This window comes from Microvirga sp. GN3, assembly GCF_055792825.1.
In genome coordinates this window covers 1-18617 of the sequence record NZ_JBVVAK010000145.1, presented here as the reverse complement: position 1 = coordinate 18617, position 18617 = coordinate 1, and the positions used below count along the sequence as shown (strand labels likewise).

Below are 18617 nucleotides of genomic sequence, written 5' to 3'. Positions count from 1 at the left end.
AGGGCACCGAGATGGTGATGCCGGGCGACAACATCACGATGGAAGTCGAGCTGATTGCGCCGATCGCCATGGAAGAGAAGCTGCGCTTCGCCATCCGCGAAGGCGGCCGTACCGTCGGCGCCGGTGTCGTCGCCGCCGTGATGGATTAAAATGACCTGGGTGGCGGTTCGCCGTCACCTATCGACCCGCTCGCAGGAGTGTAGCTCAATCGGCTAGAGCACCGGTCTCCAAAACCGGGGGTTGGGGGTTCGAGTCCCTCCACTCCTGCCGGCGGGTCGACAAAGTAGGCGTTTTGGTTTACAGAGCGCCCCACTGATGGTTTGAACAGGTGGCGCGAGGCTCGGAAAGTAGCCTCGCGCCCCTTCAATTTGGGCTCAAGCGTGCCCTTAGAGGACGTTCGCGGTGGCTTCAAAGCCTGTGGACGCAAGCAAAATGGCGAAGACGAACCCGTTCGATTTCATACAGCAGGTCCGCTCGGAAGCCGCGAAGGTGACCTGGCCGACGCGCAAGGAGACCATGATCACGACCGCCATGGTGTTCGTGATGGTGGTGGTTGCCAGCCTGTTCTTTCTGGTCGTCGATCAGGCGATCGGCTGGGGTGTCCGCTCGGTGATCCTTGGGCTTGCTGGTTAAGGGGTGGATGCAATGACGAAGCGTTGGTACATCGTCCACGCCTATTCGAATTTCGAGAACAAGGTCGCCCAGTCGATCAAGGATCAGGCGGCGCAGCGCGGCCTGGAAGACAAGTTCGACGAGGTCATGGTCCCGACCGAGAAGGTCGTCGAAGTGCGCCGCGGCCGCAAGGTCGATACCGAACGCAAGTTCTTTCCGGGCTATGTCCTGGTGAAGTGCGACCTGACCGACGAGGTTTACCACCTCATCAAGAATACGCCCAAGGTGACGGGCTTCCTGGGCGCCGACAAGTCCAAGCCGGTTCCGATCCCGGATCGGGAAGCCGAGCGGATCAAGGGCCAGGTCGCCGAGGGTGTCGATCACCCGAAGCCGTCCGTCAGCTTCGAGGTCGGCGAGCAGGTCCGTGTTTCCGACGGTCCGTTCGCCTCGTTCAACGGCGTCGTCGAGGAAGTCGACGACGCCCGGGCCCGCCTCAAGGTGGCGGTGTCCATCTTCGGTCGCGCGACGCCGGTCGAACTCGAGTACGCTCAGGTCGAAAAGATCTGATCGGTAGGGAAGTGGTGCCTTTCCGGTAGCGCTTTCCGGGCCCCTTAAGAGGGGCTTTCATCCGCGGGAGGTCTGCCCGGTCGCCAACCGGGAGCTTCAGGCTGCACCGCGATCTGCAACTGCCATTCCGCTCGGTTGGCGCCGGGCGGTTGGTCCATTGGGAGCAGTCCTATGGCAAAGAAAATCTCGGGCTACGTTAAGCTTCAAGTGCCCGCAGGCGCGGCCAACCCTTCGCCGCCGATCGGTCCGGCGCTCGGTCAGCGCGGCCTGAACATCATGGAATTCTGCAAGGCCTTCAACGCGAAGACCTCGCAGATGGAGAAGGGTACCCCGATCCCGGTGATCATCACCGCGTATCAGGATCGTTCCTTCACCTTCGAAATGAAGCAGCCCCCGGTCTCGTACTGGCTCAAGAAAGCCGCGAAGATCGACAAGGGTTCGCAGACCCCCGGCAAGGGCGGCAATGTCGGCCGCGTGACCCGCGACCAGATCCGCGAGATCGCCGAGAAGAAGATGGTCGATCTCAACTGCGACACCGTTGAATCCGCCATGGCCATGATCGAGGGCTCCGCGCGCTCGATGGGCATGGAAGTGGCGTAAGGAGGGCATGATGGCTGTTAAGGAAGGTAAGCGCATCCGCGCCGCCCGCGAGGGCATCGAGGTCACCAAGCTCTACCCGATCCAGGACGCGGTGAAGCTGATCAAGGAACGCGCCAAGGCGAAGTTCGATGAGACCATCGAGGTCTCGATGAACCTCGGCGTCGATCCCCGTCACGCCGACCAGATGGTCCGCGGCGTCTGCAACCTGCCGAACGGCTCCGGCCGTACGGTCCGCGTTGCCGTCTTCGCCCGTGGCGCCAAGGCTGACGAGGCCAAGGCTGCCGGTGCCGACGTGGTCGGAGCCGAGGAGCTCTTCGAAGTCGTCAACGGCGGCACGATCGACTTCGACCGCTGCATTGCCACCCCGGACATGATGCCGCTCGTCGGCCGTCTCGGTAAGGTTCTCGGCCCGCGCGGCCTGATGCCGAACCCGAAGGTGGGAACGGTCACCATGGACGTGAAGGGTGCTGTCGAGGCTGCCAAGGGCGGCGCCGTCGAGTTCCGCGTCGAGAAGGCTGGTATCGTCCATGCCGGTATCGGCAAGGCCTCCTTCGACGAGGGCAAGCTGGTGGAGAACATCAAGGCTTTCGCCGATGCCGTCTCCAAGGCGAAGCCCACCGGCGCCAAGGGCACCTACATCCAGCGCGTCGCGATCTCCTCGACGATGGGCCCGGGCGTGAAGGTCGATCCCTCCTCGGTGATCGGCGGCTAATCGGCCCAATTGCCAAGACTTGGGAAAGCCCGGCTCAGTGCCGGGCTTTTTCGTTGTGTGGGCTCTTGAATGTGAAGCTTGTCGTCATCACATTGTTGCAAGCGGTCCTTTCTGCGACGGTGTTGGCCAGGGCAGGGATAGCGCCAAGTTGGCGAAATAACGTATCGTCAATTTGTGCGGCAGGTCCGGCAAAAAGCCTCTTGGCAAATGCTTCAGAAAGGCTTAATAGAACGCTTTGAGTTTCCAACATAAGCCGAGGCTCCGCTTTTTTGCGCGTGCTTCTGGCTGCGAATCCGTCCCGGAGACGGGGCGGTGACAAGCCGGCGAGCCAAGGGGCAACCTTTGGCGCGTTCCGGCTATGTCCTGTCCGAGACTGCAGGTGCTGGCTTGCCAGTTTAATTCGAAAGGGCCTGCATAGACGGGGAAGCCGAGTTTTGTGCCTGTTAACGCAGGCGAAGAGAGTCGGTTCGAACCATCTCACCCGGTGCGCCGCCAGGCGTCATTTGGGGGACAGGGCTTGCGAGAGCGTCGTTCAAGATGCCTCGGATGCAAGTCCGGGCCTTGAGCGGCAAATGCAACCGGCGGACATTTCCGCCAACCGGAGAGAGCCCAGTGGAAAGAGCAGCAAAGCGCGAGCTCGTCTCGACTCTCAACGACGTGTTTAGCACCACGAGCGTTGTCGTCGTCGCCCACTATGCTGGTCTCACGGTCGCCGATATGCAGAAGCTGCGCGCGCAGATGAAGCAGGCCGGTGCCACCGTGAAGGTCGCAAAAAACAGCCTCGCCAAAATCGCTCTCGAAGGCAAGGACGTCGCGTCCATTTCGGGCCTTATGAAAGGTCCGACCCTGATCGCTTATTCAAACGATCCGGTCGCGGCGCCCAAGGTCGCTGTTGATTTCGCCAAGGCTAACGACAAGCTCGTGATCCTCGGCGGAGCAATGGGCACGACCGCCCTGAACGTGGACGGAGTGAAGGCGCTTGCCACTCTGCCGTCCCTTGATGAACTGCGCGGCAAGCTGGTCGGCCTTATCCAGGCTCCGGCTACCAAGATCGCTCAGCTCAGCACTGCGCCGGCGGCGAAGCTCGCCCGCGTATTCGGGGCCTATGCCAAGACAGGCGAAGCGGCGTGAGGCCGTAACCTCAACCATCAAACCGTTCGAACTGAACTTAAGGATCTAAAAAATGGCTGATCTTGCCAAGCTCGTTGATGATCTTTCGTCGCTGACCGTTCTCGAGGCTGCCGAGCTCTCGAAGATGCTCGAAGAGAAGTGGGGCGTTTCCGCTGCTGCGGCCGTTGCCGTCGCTGCTGCTCCTGGCGCTGGTGCCGGCGCTGCTCCTGCTGAAGAGCAGACCGAGTTCACGGTCGTCCTGGCTGCGGCCGGCGACAAGAAGATCGAAGTGATTAAGGAGGTCCGTGGCATCACGGGTCTGGGCCTGAAGGAAGCTAAGGACCTCGTCGAAGGCGCGCCGAAGACCGTTAAGGAAGGCGCTTCCAAGGACGAAGCCGAGAAGATCAAGGCGACCCTCGAGAAGGTCGGCGCCAAGGTCGAGCTTAAGTAATTTTGCGGCCCATCAGGGCCGTGAGGTTACCCCCGAGCAATCGGGGCTCAAACAACACGCGGTCTCAGGCGTTTTTGCCTGGGGCCGTTGTGTCGTCAAAGAGGCCAAGCTTCTTGATGGCACACCAGAGGGTCTGGGAACGGACCTGAATTCTTGCGGTTAGCGGGCGGATTGAGCCGCCGGGCGGCTAATCGAGGGGCCTGATCTTACGGGGTTCTCGATTAGCCGTGTATGAGGAACGAGGTCCAGATGGCCAACACACTGATCGGCCGGAAGCGCATTCGCAAGTTCTTCGGGAAAATCAAGGAAGTGGCGGAGATGCCGAACCTGATCGAGGTTCAGAAGGCATCCTACGACCAGTTCCTGATGGTCGAAGAGCCAAAGGGCGGCCGGCCGGAAGAGGGCTTGCAAGCCGTCTTCAAATCGGTTTTCCCGATTTCGGACTTTTCTAATACTGCCCTGCTCGAGTTCGTGAAGTACACGTTCGAGTCGCCGAAATACGACGTCGACGAGTGCCGTCAGCGGGGCATGACCTTCGCTGCGCCGCTGAAAGTGACGCTGCGCCTCATCGTGTTCGATGTGGACCCGGATACCGGCGCCCGCTCCGTGAAGGACATCAAGGAGCAGGACGTTTACATGGGCGACATGCCGCTCATGACGGACAATGGCACCTTCATCGTGAACGGCACCGAGCGCGTCATCGTCTCCCAGATGCACCGTTCACCGGGCGTGTTCTTCGACCACGACAAGGGCAAGACGCACTCCTCGGGCAAGCTGCTGTTCGCCGCCCGCATCATCCCGTATCGCGGTTCCTGGCTGGACATCGAGTTCGACGCCAAGGACATCGTCTACGCGCGTATCGACCGCAAGCGTAAGATCCCGGCCACATCGCTGCTCTACGCTCTCGGCCTCGATGGCGAGGAGATCCTCAACACCTTTTACAACCACATCGCCTATACACGGGACGGTGATGCCTGGTCCGTGCCGTTCGATGCTGAGCGCATGAAGGGCTTCAAGGCCTCCGTCGACCTGATCGATGCCAAGTCCGGCGAGATCGTGCTCGAGGCCGGCAAGAAGCTGACCGCGCGTGCCGCCCGCCAGCTCGCCGAGAAGGGTCTCAAGAACCTGCGCGCGACCGATGAGGACCTCTACGGCCAGTACATCGGGGAAGACCTCGTGAATCCCAAGACCGGCGAGATCTATGCCGAGGCGGGCGACGAGATCACCGAGAAGCTGCTGAAGGGTCTGGAAGAGGCCGGTTTCACTGAGATCCCGGTTCTCGACATCGATCACGTCACGGTTGGCCCCTATATCCGCAACACGCTCGCCATCGACAAGGCTTCCTCTCGCGAGGATGCGCTGTTCGACATCTATCGCGTCATGCGCCCGGGCGAGCCGCCGATCCTCGAGACGGCGGAAGCGATGTTCAACTCGCTGTTCTTCGACGCCGAGCGCTACGATCTCTCGGCAGTCGGTCGCGTGAAGATGAACATGCGCCTCGACCTCGACGCCGAGGACACCGTGCGCACGCTGCGCCGTGAGGACATCCTCGCGGTGACGAAGGCGCTCGTGGATCTGCGCGACGGCAAGGGCGAGATCGACGATATCGATCACCTCGGCAACCGCCGCGTGCGTTCTGTCGGCGAGCTCATGGAGAACCAGTACCGTCTTGGCCTGCTCCGCATGGAGCGCGCGATCAAAGAGCGCATGTCGTCGGTCGATATAGACACCGTCATGCCGCAGGACCTGATCAACGCGAAGCCTGCCGCTGCCGCCGTGCGCGAGTTCTTCGGTTCCTCGCAGCTCTCGCAGTTCATGGACCAGACGAACCCGCTCTCGGAAGTCACGCACAAGCGTCGCCTCTCGGCCCTCGGCCCGGGCGGTCTCACCCGCGAGCGCGCCGGCTTCGAGGTGCGCGACGTGCACCCGACGCACTATGGCCGCATCTGCCCGATCGAGACGCCGGAAGGCCCGAACATCGGTCTGATCAACTCGCTGGCCACCTTCGCCCGCGTCAACAAGTACGGCTTCATCGAGACGCCGTTCCGCCGCGTGCGCGAAAGCCGCGTGACGGACGAGGTGATCTACCTCTCCGCCATGGAAGAGGCGAAGTACAACATCGCCCAGGCCAACTCGCCACTGGATGCCCAGGGCACCCTGACGGAAGAGCTCGTGATCTGCCGCCGCGCCGGTGAAAACATCGTCGTGGCTCCCGATCGCGTGGACCTGATGGAAGTGTCGCCGAAGCAGCTCGTGTCGGTCGCTGCCGCGCTCATCCCGTTCCTCGAGAACGACGACGCGAACCGCGCTCTCATGGGCTCGAACATGCAGCGTCAGGCCGTGCCTCTGGTTCAGGCGGACGCTCCGTTTGTCGGCACCGGCATGGAAGCGGTCGTGGCCCGTGACTCGGGTGCCGCCATTGCGGCCCGCCGCACCGGCATCGTCGACCAAGTGGACGCGACCCGTATCGTTATCCGCGCGACGGAGAACACGGATCCGACCCGTCCGGGCGTCGACATCTACCGCCTGCAGAAGTTCCAGCGCTCCAACCAGTCGACCTGTATCACGCAGAAGCCGCTGGTGCGCGCCGGCGACCTCGTGCGCAAGGGCGACATCATCGCCGACGGTCCGTCGACCGAGTATGGCGAGCTGGCGCTCGGCCGGAACGTGCTCGTCGCGTTCATGCCGTGGAACGGCTACAACTTCGAAGACTCGATCCTGCTCTCCGAGCGGATCGTGAAGGAAGATGTCTTCACCTCGATCCACATCGAGGAATTCGAAGTGATGGCCCGCGACACGAAGCTCGGTCCTGAGGAAATCACGCGCGACATTCCGAACGTGTCGGAAGAGGCGCTGAAGAACCTCGACGAAGCCGGCATCGTCTATATCGGCGCCGAGGTCCATGCGGGCGACATCCTCGTCGGCAAGATCACGCCGAAGGGCGAAAGCCCGATGACGCCGGAAGAGAAGCTTCTGCGCGCCATCTTCGGCGAGAAGGCCTCCGACGTTCGCGACACCTCGCTGCGCGTGCCTCCGGGCGTGACCGGCACCATCGTCGAAGTCCGTGTCTTCAACCGTCACGGCGTCGACAAGGACGAGCGTGCCCAGGCCATCGAGCGTGAGGAAATCGAGCGTCTCGCGAAGGACCGCGACGACGAGCAGGCGATCCTCGACCGCAACACCTATGCGCGTCTGGCCGAGATCCTCTCCGGCAAGAGCGGCGTTGCGGGCCCGAAGGGCTACAAGAAGGACGCGAAGATCACCCGCGAGCTCCTCAACGAGTTCCCGCGGTCGCAGTGGTGGCAGTTCGCGGTCGAAGACGATGCTCTGATGACCGAGATCGAGGCCATGCAGAAGCAATACGACGAGTCGAAGAAGCGCCTTGAGCAGCGCTTCCTCGACAAAGTCGAGAAGCTGCAGCGCGGCGACGAGCTTCCTCCCGGCGTCATGAAGATGGTCAAGGTCTTCGTGGCCGTGAAGCGCAAGATCCAGCCAGGCGACAAGATGGCCGGCCGTCACGGCAACAAGGGTGTCGTGTCGCGCATCGTTCCGATCGAGGACATGCCGTTCCTTGAGGACGGCACTCATGCGGATATCGTGCTCAACCCGCTCGGCGTGCCGAGCCGCATGAACGTGGGTCAGATCCTCGAGACGCACCTGGGATGGGCTGCTGCCGGTCTCGGCAAGCAGGTCGCCCAGGCGGTCGATGCCTACATGAAGTCGGGCAAGTCCAACGCACTTCGTGAGCAGCTCGTGTCGATCTACGGCAATCTGCCTGAGATCGAGCAGGCTTCGGACGAGGAGCTCGTCGAGCTCGGCAACAAGCTGCGTCGCGGCGTTCCGTTCGCCACGCCCGTCTTCGACGGTGCGAAGGAAGCGGACATCGAGGCCATGCTTGAGAAGGCCGGCCTGAACCCCTCGGGTCAGGTCACGCTCTATGACGGCAAGACCGGCGAGGCGTTCGACCGCAAGGTGACCGTGGGCTACATCTACATGCTGAAGCTCCACCACCTCGTGGACGACAAGATCCACGCCCGCTCCATCGGCCCCTACAGCCTCGTCACCCAGCAGCCGCTGGGCGGTAAGGCCCAGTTCGGCGGCCAGCGCTTCGGCGAAATGGAGGTTTGGGCTCTGGAGGCTTACGGCGCCGCCTACACCTTGCAGGAAATGCTCACGGTCAAGTCGGACGACGTGGCCGGCCGTACGAAGGTCTACGAGGCCATCGTTCGCGGCGACGACACCTTCGAGTCGGGCATTCCGGAGAGCTTCAACGTTCTCGTGAAGGAAATGCGTTCGCTCGGCCTCAACGTGGAGCTGACCAATTCTAAGAAGGCTGCCAACGAGCCGGGGCAACTGCCTCCGTCCGAGGCCGCCGAGTAAGCGCCTCAAGCGCTTCAAGTTTGACGTTCGGCCGCGGCTCTGATGCCGCGGCCCCATGCAATTGCCGGTGAGGGTGCTTATGTGAGCGCCCTTCAGCCCAGGAGACGGCGATGAATCAAGAGGTCATGAATCTCTTCAACCAGACGGCCCAGCCGCAGAGCTTCGATCAGATCAAGATCTCGATCGCGAGCCCTGAGAAGATTCTGTCCTGGTCCTACGGCGAGATCAAGAAGCCGGAGACCATCAACTACCGTACGTTCAAGCCAGAGCGTGACGGCTTGTTCTGCGCGCGCATCTTCGGTCCCATCAAGGACTACGAGTGCCTGTGCGGCAAGTACAAGCGCATGAAGTACAAGGGTGTGATCTGCGAGAAGTGCGGCGTCGAGGTGACGCTGGCCCGCGTCCGTCGCGACCGCATGGGCCATATCGAGCTCGCCGCGCCCGTCGCTCACATCTGGTTCCTGAAGTCCCTGCCGAGCCGCATCGGTCTGCTGCTCGACATGACCCTGAAGGATCTGGAGCGCATCCTCTATTTCGAATCCTACATCATCGTCGATGCAGGCCTGACGCCCATGAAGGACCGTCAGCTCCTCACCGAGGAGGAGTACATCCGTGCTCAGGACGAGTACGGCGAGGATAGCTTCACGGCCATGATCGGCGCGGAAGCGATCCGCCGGATCCTGCAGGAACTCGACCTGGAGAAGACCGCGCAGGAGATCCGCGAGGAGATCGCGGTCACCACGTCCGAGCTGAAGCCCAAGAAGCTCATGAAGCGCCTCAAGATCATCGAAGCCTTCGTCCAGTCGGGCAACAAGCCGGAATGGATGATCATGACGGTCGTTCCGGTGATCCCGCCGGATCTGCGTCCGCTCGTGCCGCTCGATGGCGGCCGGTTCGCGACGTCTGACCTGAACGATCTCTACCGCCGCGTCATCAACCGTAACAACCGCCTGAAGCGCCTGATGGAGCTGCGTGCGCCGGACATCATCGTCCGCAATGAGAAGCGCATGCTCCAGGAGGCCGTCGACGCCCTGTTCGACAACGGCCGCCGCGGCCGCGTCATCACAGGCGCCAACAAGCGCCCGCTGAAGTCGCTCGCCGACATGCTGAAGGGCAAGCAGGGCCGCTTCCGCCAGAACCTGCTCGGCAAGCGCGTCGACTACTCGGGCCGCTCGGTCATCGTGGTCGGTCCGGAGCTCAAGCTGCACCAGTGCGGCCTGCCGAAGAAGATGGCGCTCGAGCTGTTCAAGCCGTTCATCTATGCCAAGCTCGACGCGCGCGGCCTGTCCGCCACCGTCAAGCAGGCGAAGAAGCTCGTCGAGAAGGAAAAGCCGGAAGTCTGGGATATCCTGGACGAGGTTATTCGCGAGCATCCGGTGCTCCTGAACCGCGCTCCGACGCTCCACCGCCTCGGCATCCAGGCCTTCGAGCCCACCTTGATCGAGGGCAAGGCAATCCAGCTGCACCCGCTCGTCTGCGCCGCGTTCAACGCAGACTTCGACGGTGACCAGATGGCTGTTCACGTGCCGCTCTCGCTCGAGGCTCAGCTTGAAGCCCGTGTGCTGATGATGTCGACGAACAACATCCTGCACCCGGCCAACGGTCAGCCGATCATCGTGCCGTCGCAGGACATCGTTCTGGGACTTTACTATCTCTCCATCGTCTCCGACGGCCAGCCCGGCCAGGGCAAGGCCTTCGCTGACATGGGCGAGATCGAGCATGCCCTGAACGAGAAGGTCATCACGCTCCACACGAAGATCCGCTATCGCTGGGAAGGCCTCGGCGAGGACGGCAAGCCGGTGTCGAAGATCGTCGACACCACGGCTGGCCGCGTAATGCTCTCGCGCCTTCTGCCGAAGCACCCGATGCTCCCCTTCGACGTCGTGAACAAGCTCATGACGAAGAAGGAGATCTCCAACATGATCGATGCTGTCTACCGGCATTGCGGTCAGAAGGAATCGGTCATCTTCTGCGATCGCATCATGGGCCTCGGTTTCTACAATGCGTTCCGCGCCGGCATCTCGTTCGGCAAGGACGACATGGTGATCCCGGAGAACAAGTGGGAGATCGTCGAGGAGACTCGTGCCCTCGCGAAGGACTACGAGCAGCAGTACCAGGACGGCCTCATCACCCAGGGCGAGAAGTACAACAAGGTTGTCGACGCCTGGGCGAAGTGCTCCGACCGTCTCGCGGCCGAGATGATGAACCGTATCTCCACGGTTCAGAAGGACGATCAGGGCCGCGACAAGCCGGTCAACTCGATCTACATGATGTCCCACTCGGGTGCTCGTGGTTCGCCGGCTCAGATGAAGCAGCTCGCGGCCATGCGCGGCCTCATGGCCAAGCCGTCGGGCGAGATCATCGAGACGCCGATCATCTCGAACTTCAAGGAAGGCCTCGACGTTCTCGAGTACTTCAACTCGACCCACGGCGCCCGTAAGGGTCTGGCCGACACCGCGCTCAAGACGGCGAACTCGGGTTACCTGACCCGCCGCCTCGTCGACGTGGCGCAGGATGCGGTCATCCGTGAGCCGGATTGCGGCACCGAGAGGGGCATCAAGATGCGTGCCATCATCGATGCCGGCCAGGTGGTCGCGTCGCTGGCTTCCCGCATCCTCGGCCGCTCGACGGCGGAGGACCTGGTCGCCCAGGACGGCACCGTCATCGTTCCGAAGGGCACGATGATCGAGGAGCATCATCTCGAGGCCATCGGTGCGGCCGGTATCCAGGAGGTGAAGATCCGCTCCGTGCTCGTCTGCGAGTCGAAGAACGGCGTCTGCGCCACCTGCTACGGCCGCGACCTGGCCCGGGGTACCCCGGTCAACCACGGCGAGGCAGTCGGCGTCATCGCGGCGCAGTCCATCGGCGAGCCGGGCACGCAGCTCACCATGCGTACCTTCCACATCGGTGGTGCGGCCCAGATCGCGGACTCGTCCTTCATCGAGTCGAGCTTTGAAGGCAAGATCGGCTTCCGCAACAAGAACATTGCGAAGAACTCCGATGGCGACCTCGTTGTCATGGGCCGCAACGTGGCTGTTGTAATCATTGGCTCGGACGGTACCGAGCGGGCGGTTCACCGCCTGCAATACGGCTCCCGCCTGAAGGTGGACGAGGGCGACACGATCAAGCGCGGCCAGCGTATCGCCGAGTGGGATCCATACTCCCGTCCGATCCTTACCGAGATCGACGGTACGGTGGGCTACGAGGATCTCGTCGACGGCGCATCGATGATCGAGTCGATGGATGAGTCGACCGGTATCGCCAAGCGCGTGGTCATCGACTGGCGCGGTTCGCCGCGTACGGCTGACCTGCGTCCGGCAGTGGTCATCCAGGGTGCCGGAGGCAAGGTTGCCAAGGTCGCCCGCGGTGGTGACGCCCGCTATCTGCTGCCCGTGGATGCAATCCTCGCAGCCGATCCGGGCTCGAAGGTGAAAGCCGGCGATATCCTCGCTCGTGTCTCGACCGAGAGCGCCAAGACCCGCGACATCACGGGCGGTCTGCCGCGCGTGGCGGAGCTGTTCGAGGCCCGTCGTCCGAAGGACGCGGCCATCATTGCGGAGAAGTCCGGCACGATCCAGTTCGGCCGCGACTACAAGAGCAAGCGTCGCCTGACGTTGAACCCGCACGATGGCTCGGAGCCGGTGGAGTATCTGATCCCGAAGGGCAAGCATATTCACCTGCAGGACGGCGACGTGGTCGAGGTCGGCGACTTCATCGTCGACGGCAACCCGGCACCGCACGACATCCTTGCGATCAAGGGCGTTGAGGAGCTCGCAGCCTACCTCGTGAACGAGATCCAGGAGGTCTACCGCCTCCAGGGCGTGCTCATCAACGACAAGCATATCGAGGTGATCGTTCGCCAGATGCTGCAGAAGATCGAGATCACCGAGGGCGGCGATTCCGAACTGCTTACCGGCGAGCAGGTCGATCGCCTCGAGTTCGAAGAGATCAACGAGCGGCTCGTGGCCGAGAAGAAGAAGCCCGCCGAAGGCGTGCCGGTTCTGCTCGGTATCACCAAGGCCTCGCTGCAGACTCGCTCCTTCATCTCGGCGGCGTCCTTCCAGGAGACCACCCGCGTCCTCACCGAGGCGGCGGTCAACGGTAAGGTCGACACCCTCGAAGGTCTCAAGGAGAACGTCATCGTCGGCAGCCTGATCCCGGCCGGTACCGGTGCGCTGACCGCTCAGGTCAAAGCCGTCGCGACCCATCGCGACGAACTGATCCTGCAGCAGAAGCGCTCCGAGTCCCAGGCTCAGGTCAGCGAGCTGCCTCCGGCGGCCGAGTAAGCTGGAAGACTTCCGCTAAGAACGAAAAGGCCGCCTCCGGGCGGCCTTTTTTATGAGCGCTGGCACATCGTGAGAAACGAAAGATCCAGCTTGAAACACGTTTCACCACTCCAAGATTCCACCCTGCTCACCCTTGCATCACAGGCCTCGGAGGCTCGGAGCGATCGCAGTGATGAAAACCGACCTGTCCGAACTCTACCACAGCTACATCGCCTGCCTAAACCAGCAGGACTGGCTCACGCTGGAGCGGTTTGTTCATGAGGATGTCGTCTACAACGGTCGGCAGATCGGGATCTCAGGCTATCGCGAGATGCTGGAGAAAGACTTTCGCGAGATTCCGGATCTTCACTATGGCATTCAACTGCTGATGTCCGACTCGTCTCATGTCGCGAGCCGGCTGTTCTTCCACTGTACGCCCAAAGGAAACTTCCTTGGCCTCCCTGTGAACGGAAAGCGAGTATCGTTCAGCGAGAACGTCTTTTACCGATTTCGGGGCGAGAAGATCGAGCAGGTGTGGTCGGTCATCGACAAAGCAGCCATCGAAGCCCAGCTTCAGAGCCCTTCGACATAGGCGATCACTCTCCATCGTAGGCGATCTGGCGAAGGTATGTCGCATCAAATGCCTCCGCGTTCGGCTACCTTGAGCCCGTTGGGTTAGGCCGGGTCCGCAATCCGCAGGAGTCCGAGCTTGGCCAGCAAGAGCAGGCTTCGGATGATGAGAGTGGCAACGGAGTCTGGGCGCTGTTGGAGAATGTCCCTTGTAGTCGCTCCTTGATTGCCAACCTGCTTCCATAGGTCGAGCAGGAGCGCTGGCGAAACATCCGGCAAGACATTCACCATTGCGATCTTCAGCGCAAGGCGCGCCACGACTTCGGCTTCGTCAATGCCGGGTGACTGGATGAACACGTGCCGGGGCGACAGACTTGCAGACGGAAAGCTGGCGAAGAGCTCGAACGGGTCAGGTCGTGCGGGCCAGCAACCTGAGGTGTGCTGAGGGGAGTCCGATGACGGCTCTCCGGCTCTACGCAACTCGGCAAGCTCGCGCCAAAGTTCTTCATAAGCCTTGATGATGACCTTCCAATCGAAGACTTCTCGGGCCCGGGCCGCTCCGCTTTTGCCCATTCTGCGGCGCAGATCCGGATCCGAGGCGAGGCGCTCCAGGGCCCCGGCCGTCGCGTCGATATCGACACTCACAGCCGTCGAAGCTTGGGCGATATAGGAATCGTAAGAGTCGACTTCCAGCGCATGGCGGAGCGCCAAGCGCTGTCCGGCTCCCGATGGTGCAGCAAGGGTCGGTATGGAGAAGCCGTCGATCCCGTTGCGGACCGTGTCCTTGTAGCCGTCCCAATCGGTCACCACCACTGGCAGCCCGGCGGCCATGGCCTCGATGGGAGTCAGACCGAAGGTTTCCTGGATGTTGTCGGAAAGGGAGCAGAAGATATCCGCTGCAGCCCAGGCCCGGGTCCGGACATCGGATTCGCGGCCGTCCAGAACGAGGGAACGAGCCGAGGGACAAAGCTTGGCACGGGCCTCGGCCAGGGCTTGGGCGATTTGGTTATTGGCGGTCCATCCGCATTCGATCAGCACGACCCGATGCCGGGAGGCTAGGCGCTCCAGCGCGATATACATGGGAGCCGGGTTGGCCTTTGCATGGAAGGACAGGCGGCCGAGAAACAGTATGACGAAATCGTTCGGCTCGATCCCAAGGGCTGCGCGGGCCTCCGTCCTATGCCTGGAATGTCCCGCTTGAGAGACGCAATCGACTCCGAGCGGAATCACGGGAAGCTGCGGCCTGACGAAACGCGAGGCACCGAGGCGCTTCGCCAAATACTCTTCCTGACGGGCAAAAAGCTTCTCGATGACTTCGCGGGAGGCGGTGGAAGTGCAGATCACGGCATCCCATGGTTGGATCGGAGCGGTCAGGAGTTCCGTCAGGCCGTCCATGGCCCGAGCGGAGGAAAGAGTATGGTTCACTCCACAGAGGCTCCAGGCACGCGAGCCGTGGGTCCCCCGCTGCCAGGCCTGAGCCGCGTTGATGGGGCCTGGCGTGAAAAGGCAGCCTACCTGTCTGAGCGCAGAAACCTTGGCCGCTACGACGTAGTTCGGAATGCTGTCGGGGCGAAACTGTTTGATAAAGCTACAGAAATCCTCGCCGGTTTTGGCATTGCGTACATAGCCGGTGATTATCTCACCCGAAGAGTACCGGGCGAAGGCCGAGAGGAAGCCGTATCCTGCGAAATGTCGGCCCATGGGTTTCCCATGCGCCACTTGGTACGCCTCGTTCTCAAAATGAATCGCCGCGGTCAAAGGAGCTGTCCTTGCAGATTATGCTACCAAATAACCTTGCCTGCGCGCCAGTGAAAGCCCATATCAGGGCACACGCCGGCGAAGATTCCGATAGTGAAGAGGAGCCTTTCGGGAACGTTACCGAAAAGTGTTGACTTTCCACGACTCGGACGCTAGAGAGACCGGACTTTCCGGCTGGCCGTAGGTTTTCGCCAGTTGAAGCGCCTAGCTTCAACCGATGCCACCTAAACGCTGCCGAACTCAACCTTGACTGACAAATGTCAGATTTAGGGCACGACCGCGGTGATGAAAGCTGTGGTCCTCTGCAATCGCACCGCGCCAGGGGCTTACCCAAGTCAATGGCGTGGCTTCGTTTTGTGCAACCTGAAAAGGTCCGCAGAAACGTCGAGGTGCGGTGTTCAACCGTTGAAGACACTCGCAAGGCCACCGCGTCGGTGGCTGGTGAAAGAGGGCACAGGATGCCAACGATCTCTCAGCTGATCCGCAAGCCGCGGACGGCGCAAAAGAGCCGGAATAAGGTTCCCGCGCTTGAGGCCTGCCCGCAGAAGCGCGGCGTGTGCACGCGCGTCTACACGACGACCCCGAAGAAGCCGAACTCGGCTCTCCGTAAGGTTGCCAAGGTTCGCCTGACGAACGGATTTGAAGTCATCGGGTACATCCCGGGCGAAGGTCACAACCTTCAGGAGCACTCCGTGGTCATGATCCGCGGCGGCCGCGTGAAGGACCTTCCGGGTGTCCGCTACCACATCCTCCGCGGTGTTCTCGACACCCAGGGCGTGAAGAATCGTAAGCAGCGTCGTTCGAAGTACGGCGCGAAGCGGCCGAAGTAAGCCGTCAACTGTCATTGAGGTCAGCTCATGTCCCGCCGCCACAGCGCCGAAAAGCGTGAGATTATCCCGGATCCGAAGTTCGGGGATATCGTCGTCACCAAGTTCATGAACTCCATCATGTACGACGGCAAGAAGTCCGCTGCCGAGAGCATCGTCTACGGTGCCTTCGACAGCATTGAGAGCCGCGCCAAGGCGAACCCGCTCGAGGTCTTCAAGCAGGCCCTCGACAACGTCGCTCCGGCGATCGAAGTCCGTTCCCGTCGCGTCGGCGGTGCGACTTACCAGGTCCCGGTCGAGGTTCGTGCCGAGCGCCGTCAGGCTCTCGCGATCCGCTGGATCATTCAGGCCGCCCGCGGCCGCAACGACAAGACCATGGTCGAGCGTCTCTCTGCCGAACTGCTCGATGCCTCGAACAACCGCGGCAATGCCGTCAAGAAGCGCGAAGACACCCACCGTATGGCGGAAGCCAACCGTGCGTTCTCGCACTACCGCTGGTAACGGCCTGAGGAGCTGAGCGATGCCCCGCACGCACGCGATTGAGGACTACCGTAATTTCGGCATCATGGCCCACATCGATGCCGGCAAGACCACCACGACCGAGCGCATCCTGTACTACACCGGTAAGTCCCACAAGATCGGTGAAGTGCACGAAGGTGCCGCCACCATGGACTGGATGGAGCAGGAGCAGGAGCGTGGCATCACGATCACGTCTGCTGCCACCACCTGCTTCTGGAACAACAAGCGTCTGAACATCATCGACACCCCCGGCCACGTCGACTTCACCATCGAAGTCGAGCGTTCGCTGCGCGTGCTCGACGGCGCCGTCTGCGTTCTCGACGGCAACCAGGGCGTCGAGCCCCAGACCGAGACCGTGTGGCGTCAGGCCGACAAGTATGACGTTCCCCGCGTCGTGTTCGTCAACAAAATGGACAAGACCGGCGCGAACTTCTTCAACTGCGTCGACGATATCGTGAAGCGCGTCGCCGGTAAGCCTGTCTGCCTTCAGATCCCGATCGGCGCCGAGAGCGACTTCCGGGGCATGGTCGATCTGATCAAGATGAAGGCTCTGGTCTGGTCCGGCGAGTCGCTCGGAGCCAGCTTCGACGAGGTCGAAATCCCGGCTGACCTGAAGGACCAGGCCGCCGAGTACCGCGCCAAGCTTGTCGAAGCCGCTGTCGAGATGGACGATGACGCTCTGGCTGCTTACCTCGAAGGCCAGGAGCCCGACGATGCGACCCTCCGTCGTCTGATCCGTACGGCCGTGCAGCGTCGCGCCTTCCATCCGGTGCTCTGTGGTTCCGCGTTCAAGAACAAGGGTGTTCAGCCCCTGCTCGACGCGGTCGTGGACTTCCTGCCGTCCCCGGCAGACCGTGAGGCTATCCAGGGCATCGACTTCAAGACCGAAGAGCCGACGACCCGTAAGCCGACCGATGAAGAAGGCTTCTCCATGCTCGCGTTCAAGATCATGGACGACCCCTTCGTGGGCACGATCACCTTCTGCCGCGTGTATTCGGGCAAGGTGAACGCCGGCGACACGCTGCTCAACTCGTCTCGCGACAAGAAAGAGCGCGTTGGCCGCATGCTTCTCATGCATGCGAACAACCGTGAGGACATCAAGGAAGCCTATGCCGGCGATATCGTCGCTCTGGCCGGCCTCAAGGAAGTCCGCACCGGCGACACGCTTTGCGATCCGAACAAGGCCGTCATCCTCGAGCGTATGGAGTTCCCTGAGCCCGTCATCGAGATCGCGATCGAGCCGAAGTCGAAGGCCGACCAGGAAAAGTTGGGTCTGGCTCTCTCGAAGCTGGCTGCCGAGGATCCGTCCTTCCGCGTCTCCACCGACCAGGAGTCGGGCCAGACGATCCTGAAGGGCATGGGCGAACTTCACCTCGACATTAAGGTCGACATTCTCCGTCGTACCTACAAGGTCGATGCGAATATCGGCGCTCCGCAGGTCGCCTATCGTGAGACGATCACGAAGAAGGCTGAAGTTGACTACACCCACAAGAAGCAGACCGGCGGTACCGGGCAGTTCGCTCGCGTCAAGATCGTCGTTCAGCCGAACGAGCAGGGTGCAGGCTTCGCCTTCGAGTCGAAGATCGTCGGCGGTGCGGTTCCGAAGGAATACATCCCGGGCGTTGAAAAAGGCCTCCAGTCGGTCGTGGGCGCTGGCGTCGTCGCCGGCTTCCCGGTGGTCGACCTCAAGGTCGAGCTCATCGACGGTGCCTTCCACGAAGTCGACTCGTCGGCCCTGGCCTTCGAAATCGCTTCTCGCGCTGCTCTCCGTGAGGCCCTCCAGAAGGGTGGATCGGTTCTGCTCGAACCGGTGATGAAGGTCGAAGTCACGACTCCTGAGGACTACACCGGTTCGGTGATCGGTGATCTCAACTCCCGTCGTGGCCAGATCCAGGGTCAGGACATGCGCGGCAATGCCGTGGTCATCAATGCGATGGTCCCGCTCGCCAACATGTTCGGCTACGTCAACACCCTGCGCGGCATGAGCCAGGGGCGTGCGAGCTACACCATGCAGTTCGACCACTACGAGCAGGTGCCGTCGAACGTGGCTGCCGAGGTTCAGGCGAAATACGCCTGAACCCACTAAGCGAATATTTGAAAGATCAAAGGAACGGGTGCCACGATGGCGAAGGAAAAGTTTGAGCGCACAAAGCCGCACTGCAACATTGGGACGATTGGTCACGTGGACCATGGCAAGACGTCTCTGACGGCGGCGATCACGAAGGTTCTGGCGGAGTCGGGCGGGG

Annotated in this window: 16 protein-coding genes and 1 tRNA gene; 15 read left to right on the top strand and 2 right to left on the bottom strand. The window is 61.8% G+C overall.

Annotation, left to right across the window (positions count from 1 at the left end; translation table 11 throughout):
• The 6 genes from ACS5Q1_RS38040 to rplA form a co-directional block, all read left to right on the top strand.
• A partial coding sequence (locus tag ACS5Q1_RS38040; RefSeq protein WP_473103106.1) for an EF-Tu C-terminal domain-related protein occupies nt 1–149 on the top strand: 149 nt, incomplete at its 5' end.
• A gap of 44 nt (nt 150–193) precedes the next feature.
• Nucleotides 194–267: transfer RNA gene (locus tag ACS5Q1_RS38035), tRNA-Trp, on the top strand.
• Nucleotides 268–432: 165 nt separating this feature from the next.
• Complete coding sequence (secE, locus tag ACS5Q1_RS38030) at nt 433–633, top strand: preprotein translocase subunit SecE (RefSeq protein WP_473103104.1); 201 nt, start codon at nt 433–435, stop codon at nt 631–633.
• A gap of 12 nt (nt 634–645) precedes the next feature.
• On the top strand, nt 646–1179 hold the full coding sequence (nusG, locus tag ACS5Q1_RS38025; RefSeq protein WP_473103103.1) for a transcription termination/antitermination protein NusG: 534 nt from the start codon (nt 646–648) through the stop codon (nt 1177–1179).
• A gap of 171 nt (nt 1180–1350) precedes the next feature.
• Nucleotides 1351–1779, top strand: a complete 429-nt coding sequence (gene rplK, locus ACS5Q1_RS38020; protein WP_152718393.1) for a 50S ribosomal protein L11 — start codon at nt 1351–1353, stop codon at nt 1777–1779.
• 10 nt (nt 1780–1789) lie between these two features.
• Nucleotides 1790–2491, top strand: coding sequence for a 50S ribosomal protein L1 (gene rplA, locus ACS5Q1_RS38015; RefSeq protein WP_203444118.1), 702 nt, complete (start codon nt 1790–1792; stop codon nt 2489–2491).
• A gap of 34 nt (nt 2492–2525) precedes the next feature.
• On the opposite strand, the gene ACS5Q1_RS38010 is transcribed toward rplA, so the two are convergent.
• Complete coding sequence (locus ACS5Q1_RS38010; protein WP_473103102.1) at nt 2526–2741, bottom strand: hypothetical protein; 216 nt, start codon at nt 2739–2741, stop codon at nt 2526–2528.
• A 362-nt stretch (nt 2742–3103) separates the two neighbouring features.
• Between ACS5Q1_RS38010 and rplJ the strand changes: the two genes are divergently transcribed.
• From rplJ to ACS5Q1_RS37985, 5 genes are all read left to right on the top strand, one after another.
• Nucleotides 3104–3622, top strand: a complete 519-nt coding sequence (gene rplJ / locus ACS5Q1_RS38005) for a 50S ribosomal protein L10 (protein WP_036358320.1) — start codon at nt 3104–3106, stop codon at nt 3620–3622.
• 52 nt (nt 3623–3674) lie between these two features.
• Nucleotides 3675–4052, top strand: a complete 378-nt coding sequence (rplL, locus tag ACS5Q1_RS38000; protein WP_203443395.1) for a 50S ribosomal protein L7/L12 — start codon at nt 3675–3677, stop codon at nt 4050–4052.
• A gap of 249 nt (nt 4053–4301) precedes the next feature.
• Nucleotides 4302–8432, top strand: coding sequence for a DNA-directed RNA polymerase subunit beta (gene rpoB / locus ACS5Q1_RS37995; protein ID WP_473103101.1), 4131 nt, complete (start codon nt 4302–4304; stop codon nt 8430–8432).
• 110 nt (nt 8433–8542) lie between these two features.
• Entirely contained in the window at nt 8543–12718 is a 4176-nt protein-coding gene (gene rpoC / locus ACS5Q1_RS37990) for a DNA-directed RNA polymerase subunit beta' (RefSeq protein WP_473103100.1), read from the top strand.
• A gap of 169 nt (nt 12719–12887) precedes the next feature.
• Entirely contained in the window at nt 12888–13289 is a 402-nt protein-coding gene (locus tag ACS5Q1_RS37985; RefSeq protein WP_473103099.1) for an ester cyclase, read from the top strand.
• Nucleotides 13290–13372: 83 nt separating this feature from the next.
• On the opposite strand, the gene ACS5Q1_RS37980 is transcribed toward ACS5Q1_RS37985, so the two are convergent.
• Nucleotides 13373–14968: a glycosyltransferase family 4 protein gene (locus ACS5Q1_RS37980; protein WP_473103098.1), complete on the bottom strand. Its 1596-nt coding sequence runs from the start codon at nt 14966–14968 to the stop codon at nt 13373–13375.
• 515 nt (nt 14969–15483) lie between these two features.
• Between ACS5Q1_RS37980 and rpsL the strand changes: the two genes are divergently transcribed.
• The 4 genes from rpsL to ACS5Q1_RS37960 form a co-directional block, all read left to right on the top strand.
• Nucleotides 15484–15855, top strand: a complete 372-nt coding sequence (rpsL, locus tag ACS5Q1_RS37975; RefSeq protein ID WP_009764294.1) for a 30S ribosomal protein S12 — start codon at nt 15484–15486, stop codon at nt 15853–15855.
• A gap of 27 nt (nt 15856–15882) precedes the next feature.
• The gene (gene rpsG / locus ACS5Q1_RS37970; protein ID WP_036358330.1) at nt 15883–16353 is read left to right on the top strand and encodes a 30S ribosomal protein S7; all 471 of its coding nucleotides are present in this window, start codon (nt 15883–15885) and stop codon (nt 16351–16353) included.
• A gap of 19 nt (nt 16354–16372) precedes the next feature.
• Complete coding sequence (gene fusA / locus ACS5Q1_RS37965) at nt 16373–18448, top strand: elongation factor G (protein WP_473103097.1); 2076 nt, start codon at nt 16373–16375, stop codon at nt 18446–18448.
• A gap of 45 nt (nt 18449–18493) precedes the next feature.
• A partial coding sequence (locus tag ACS5Q1_RS37960; RefSeq protein WP_473103105.1) for a GTP-binding protein occupies nt 18494–18617 on the top strand: 124 nt, incomplete at its 3' end.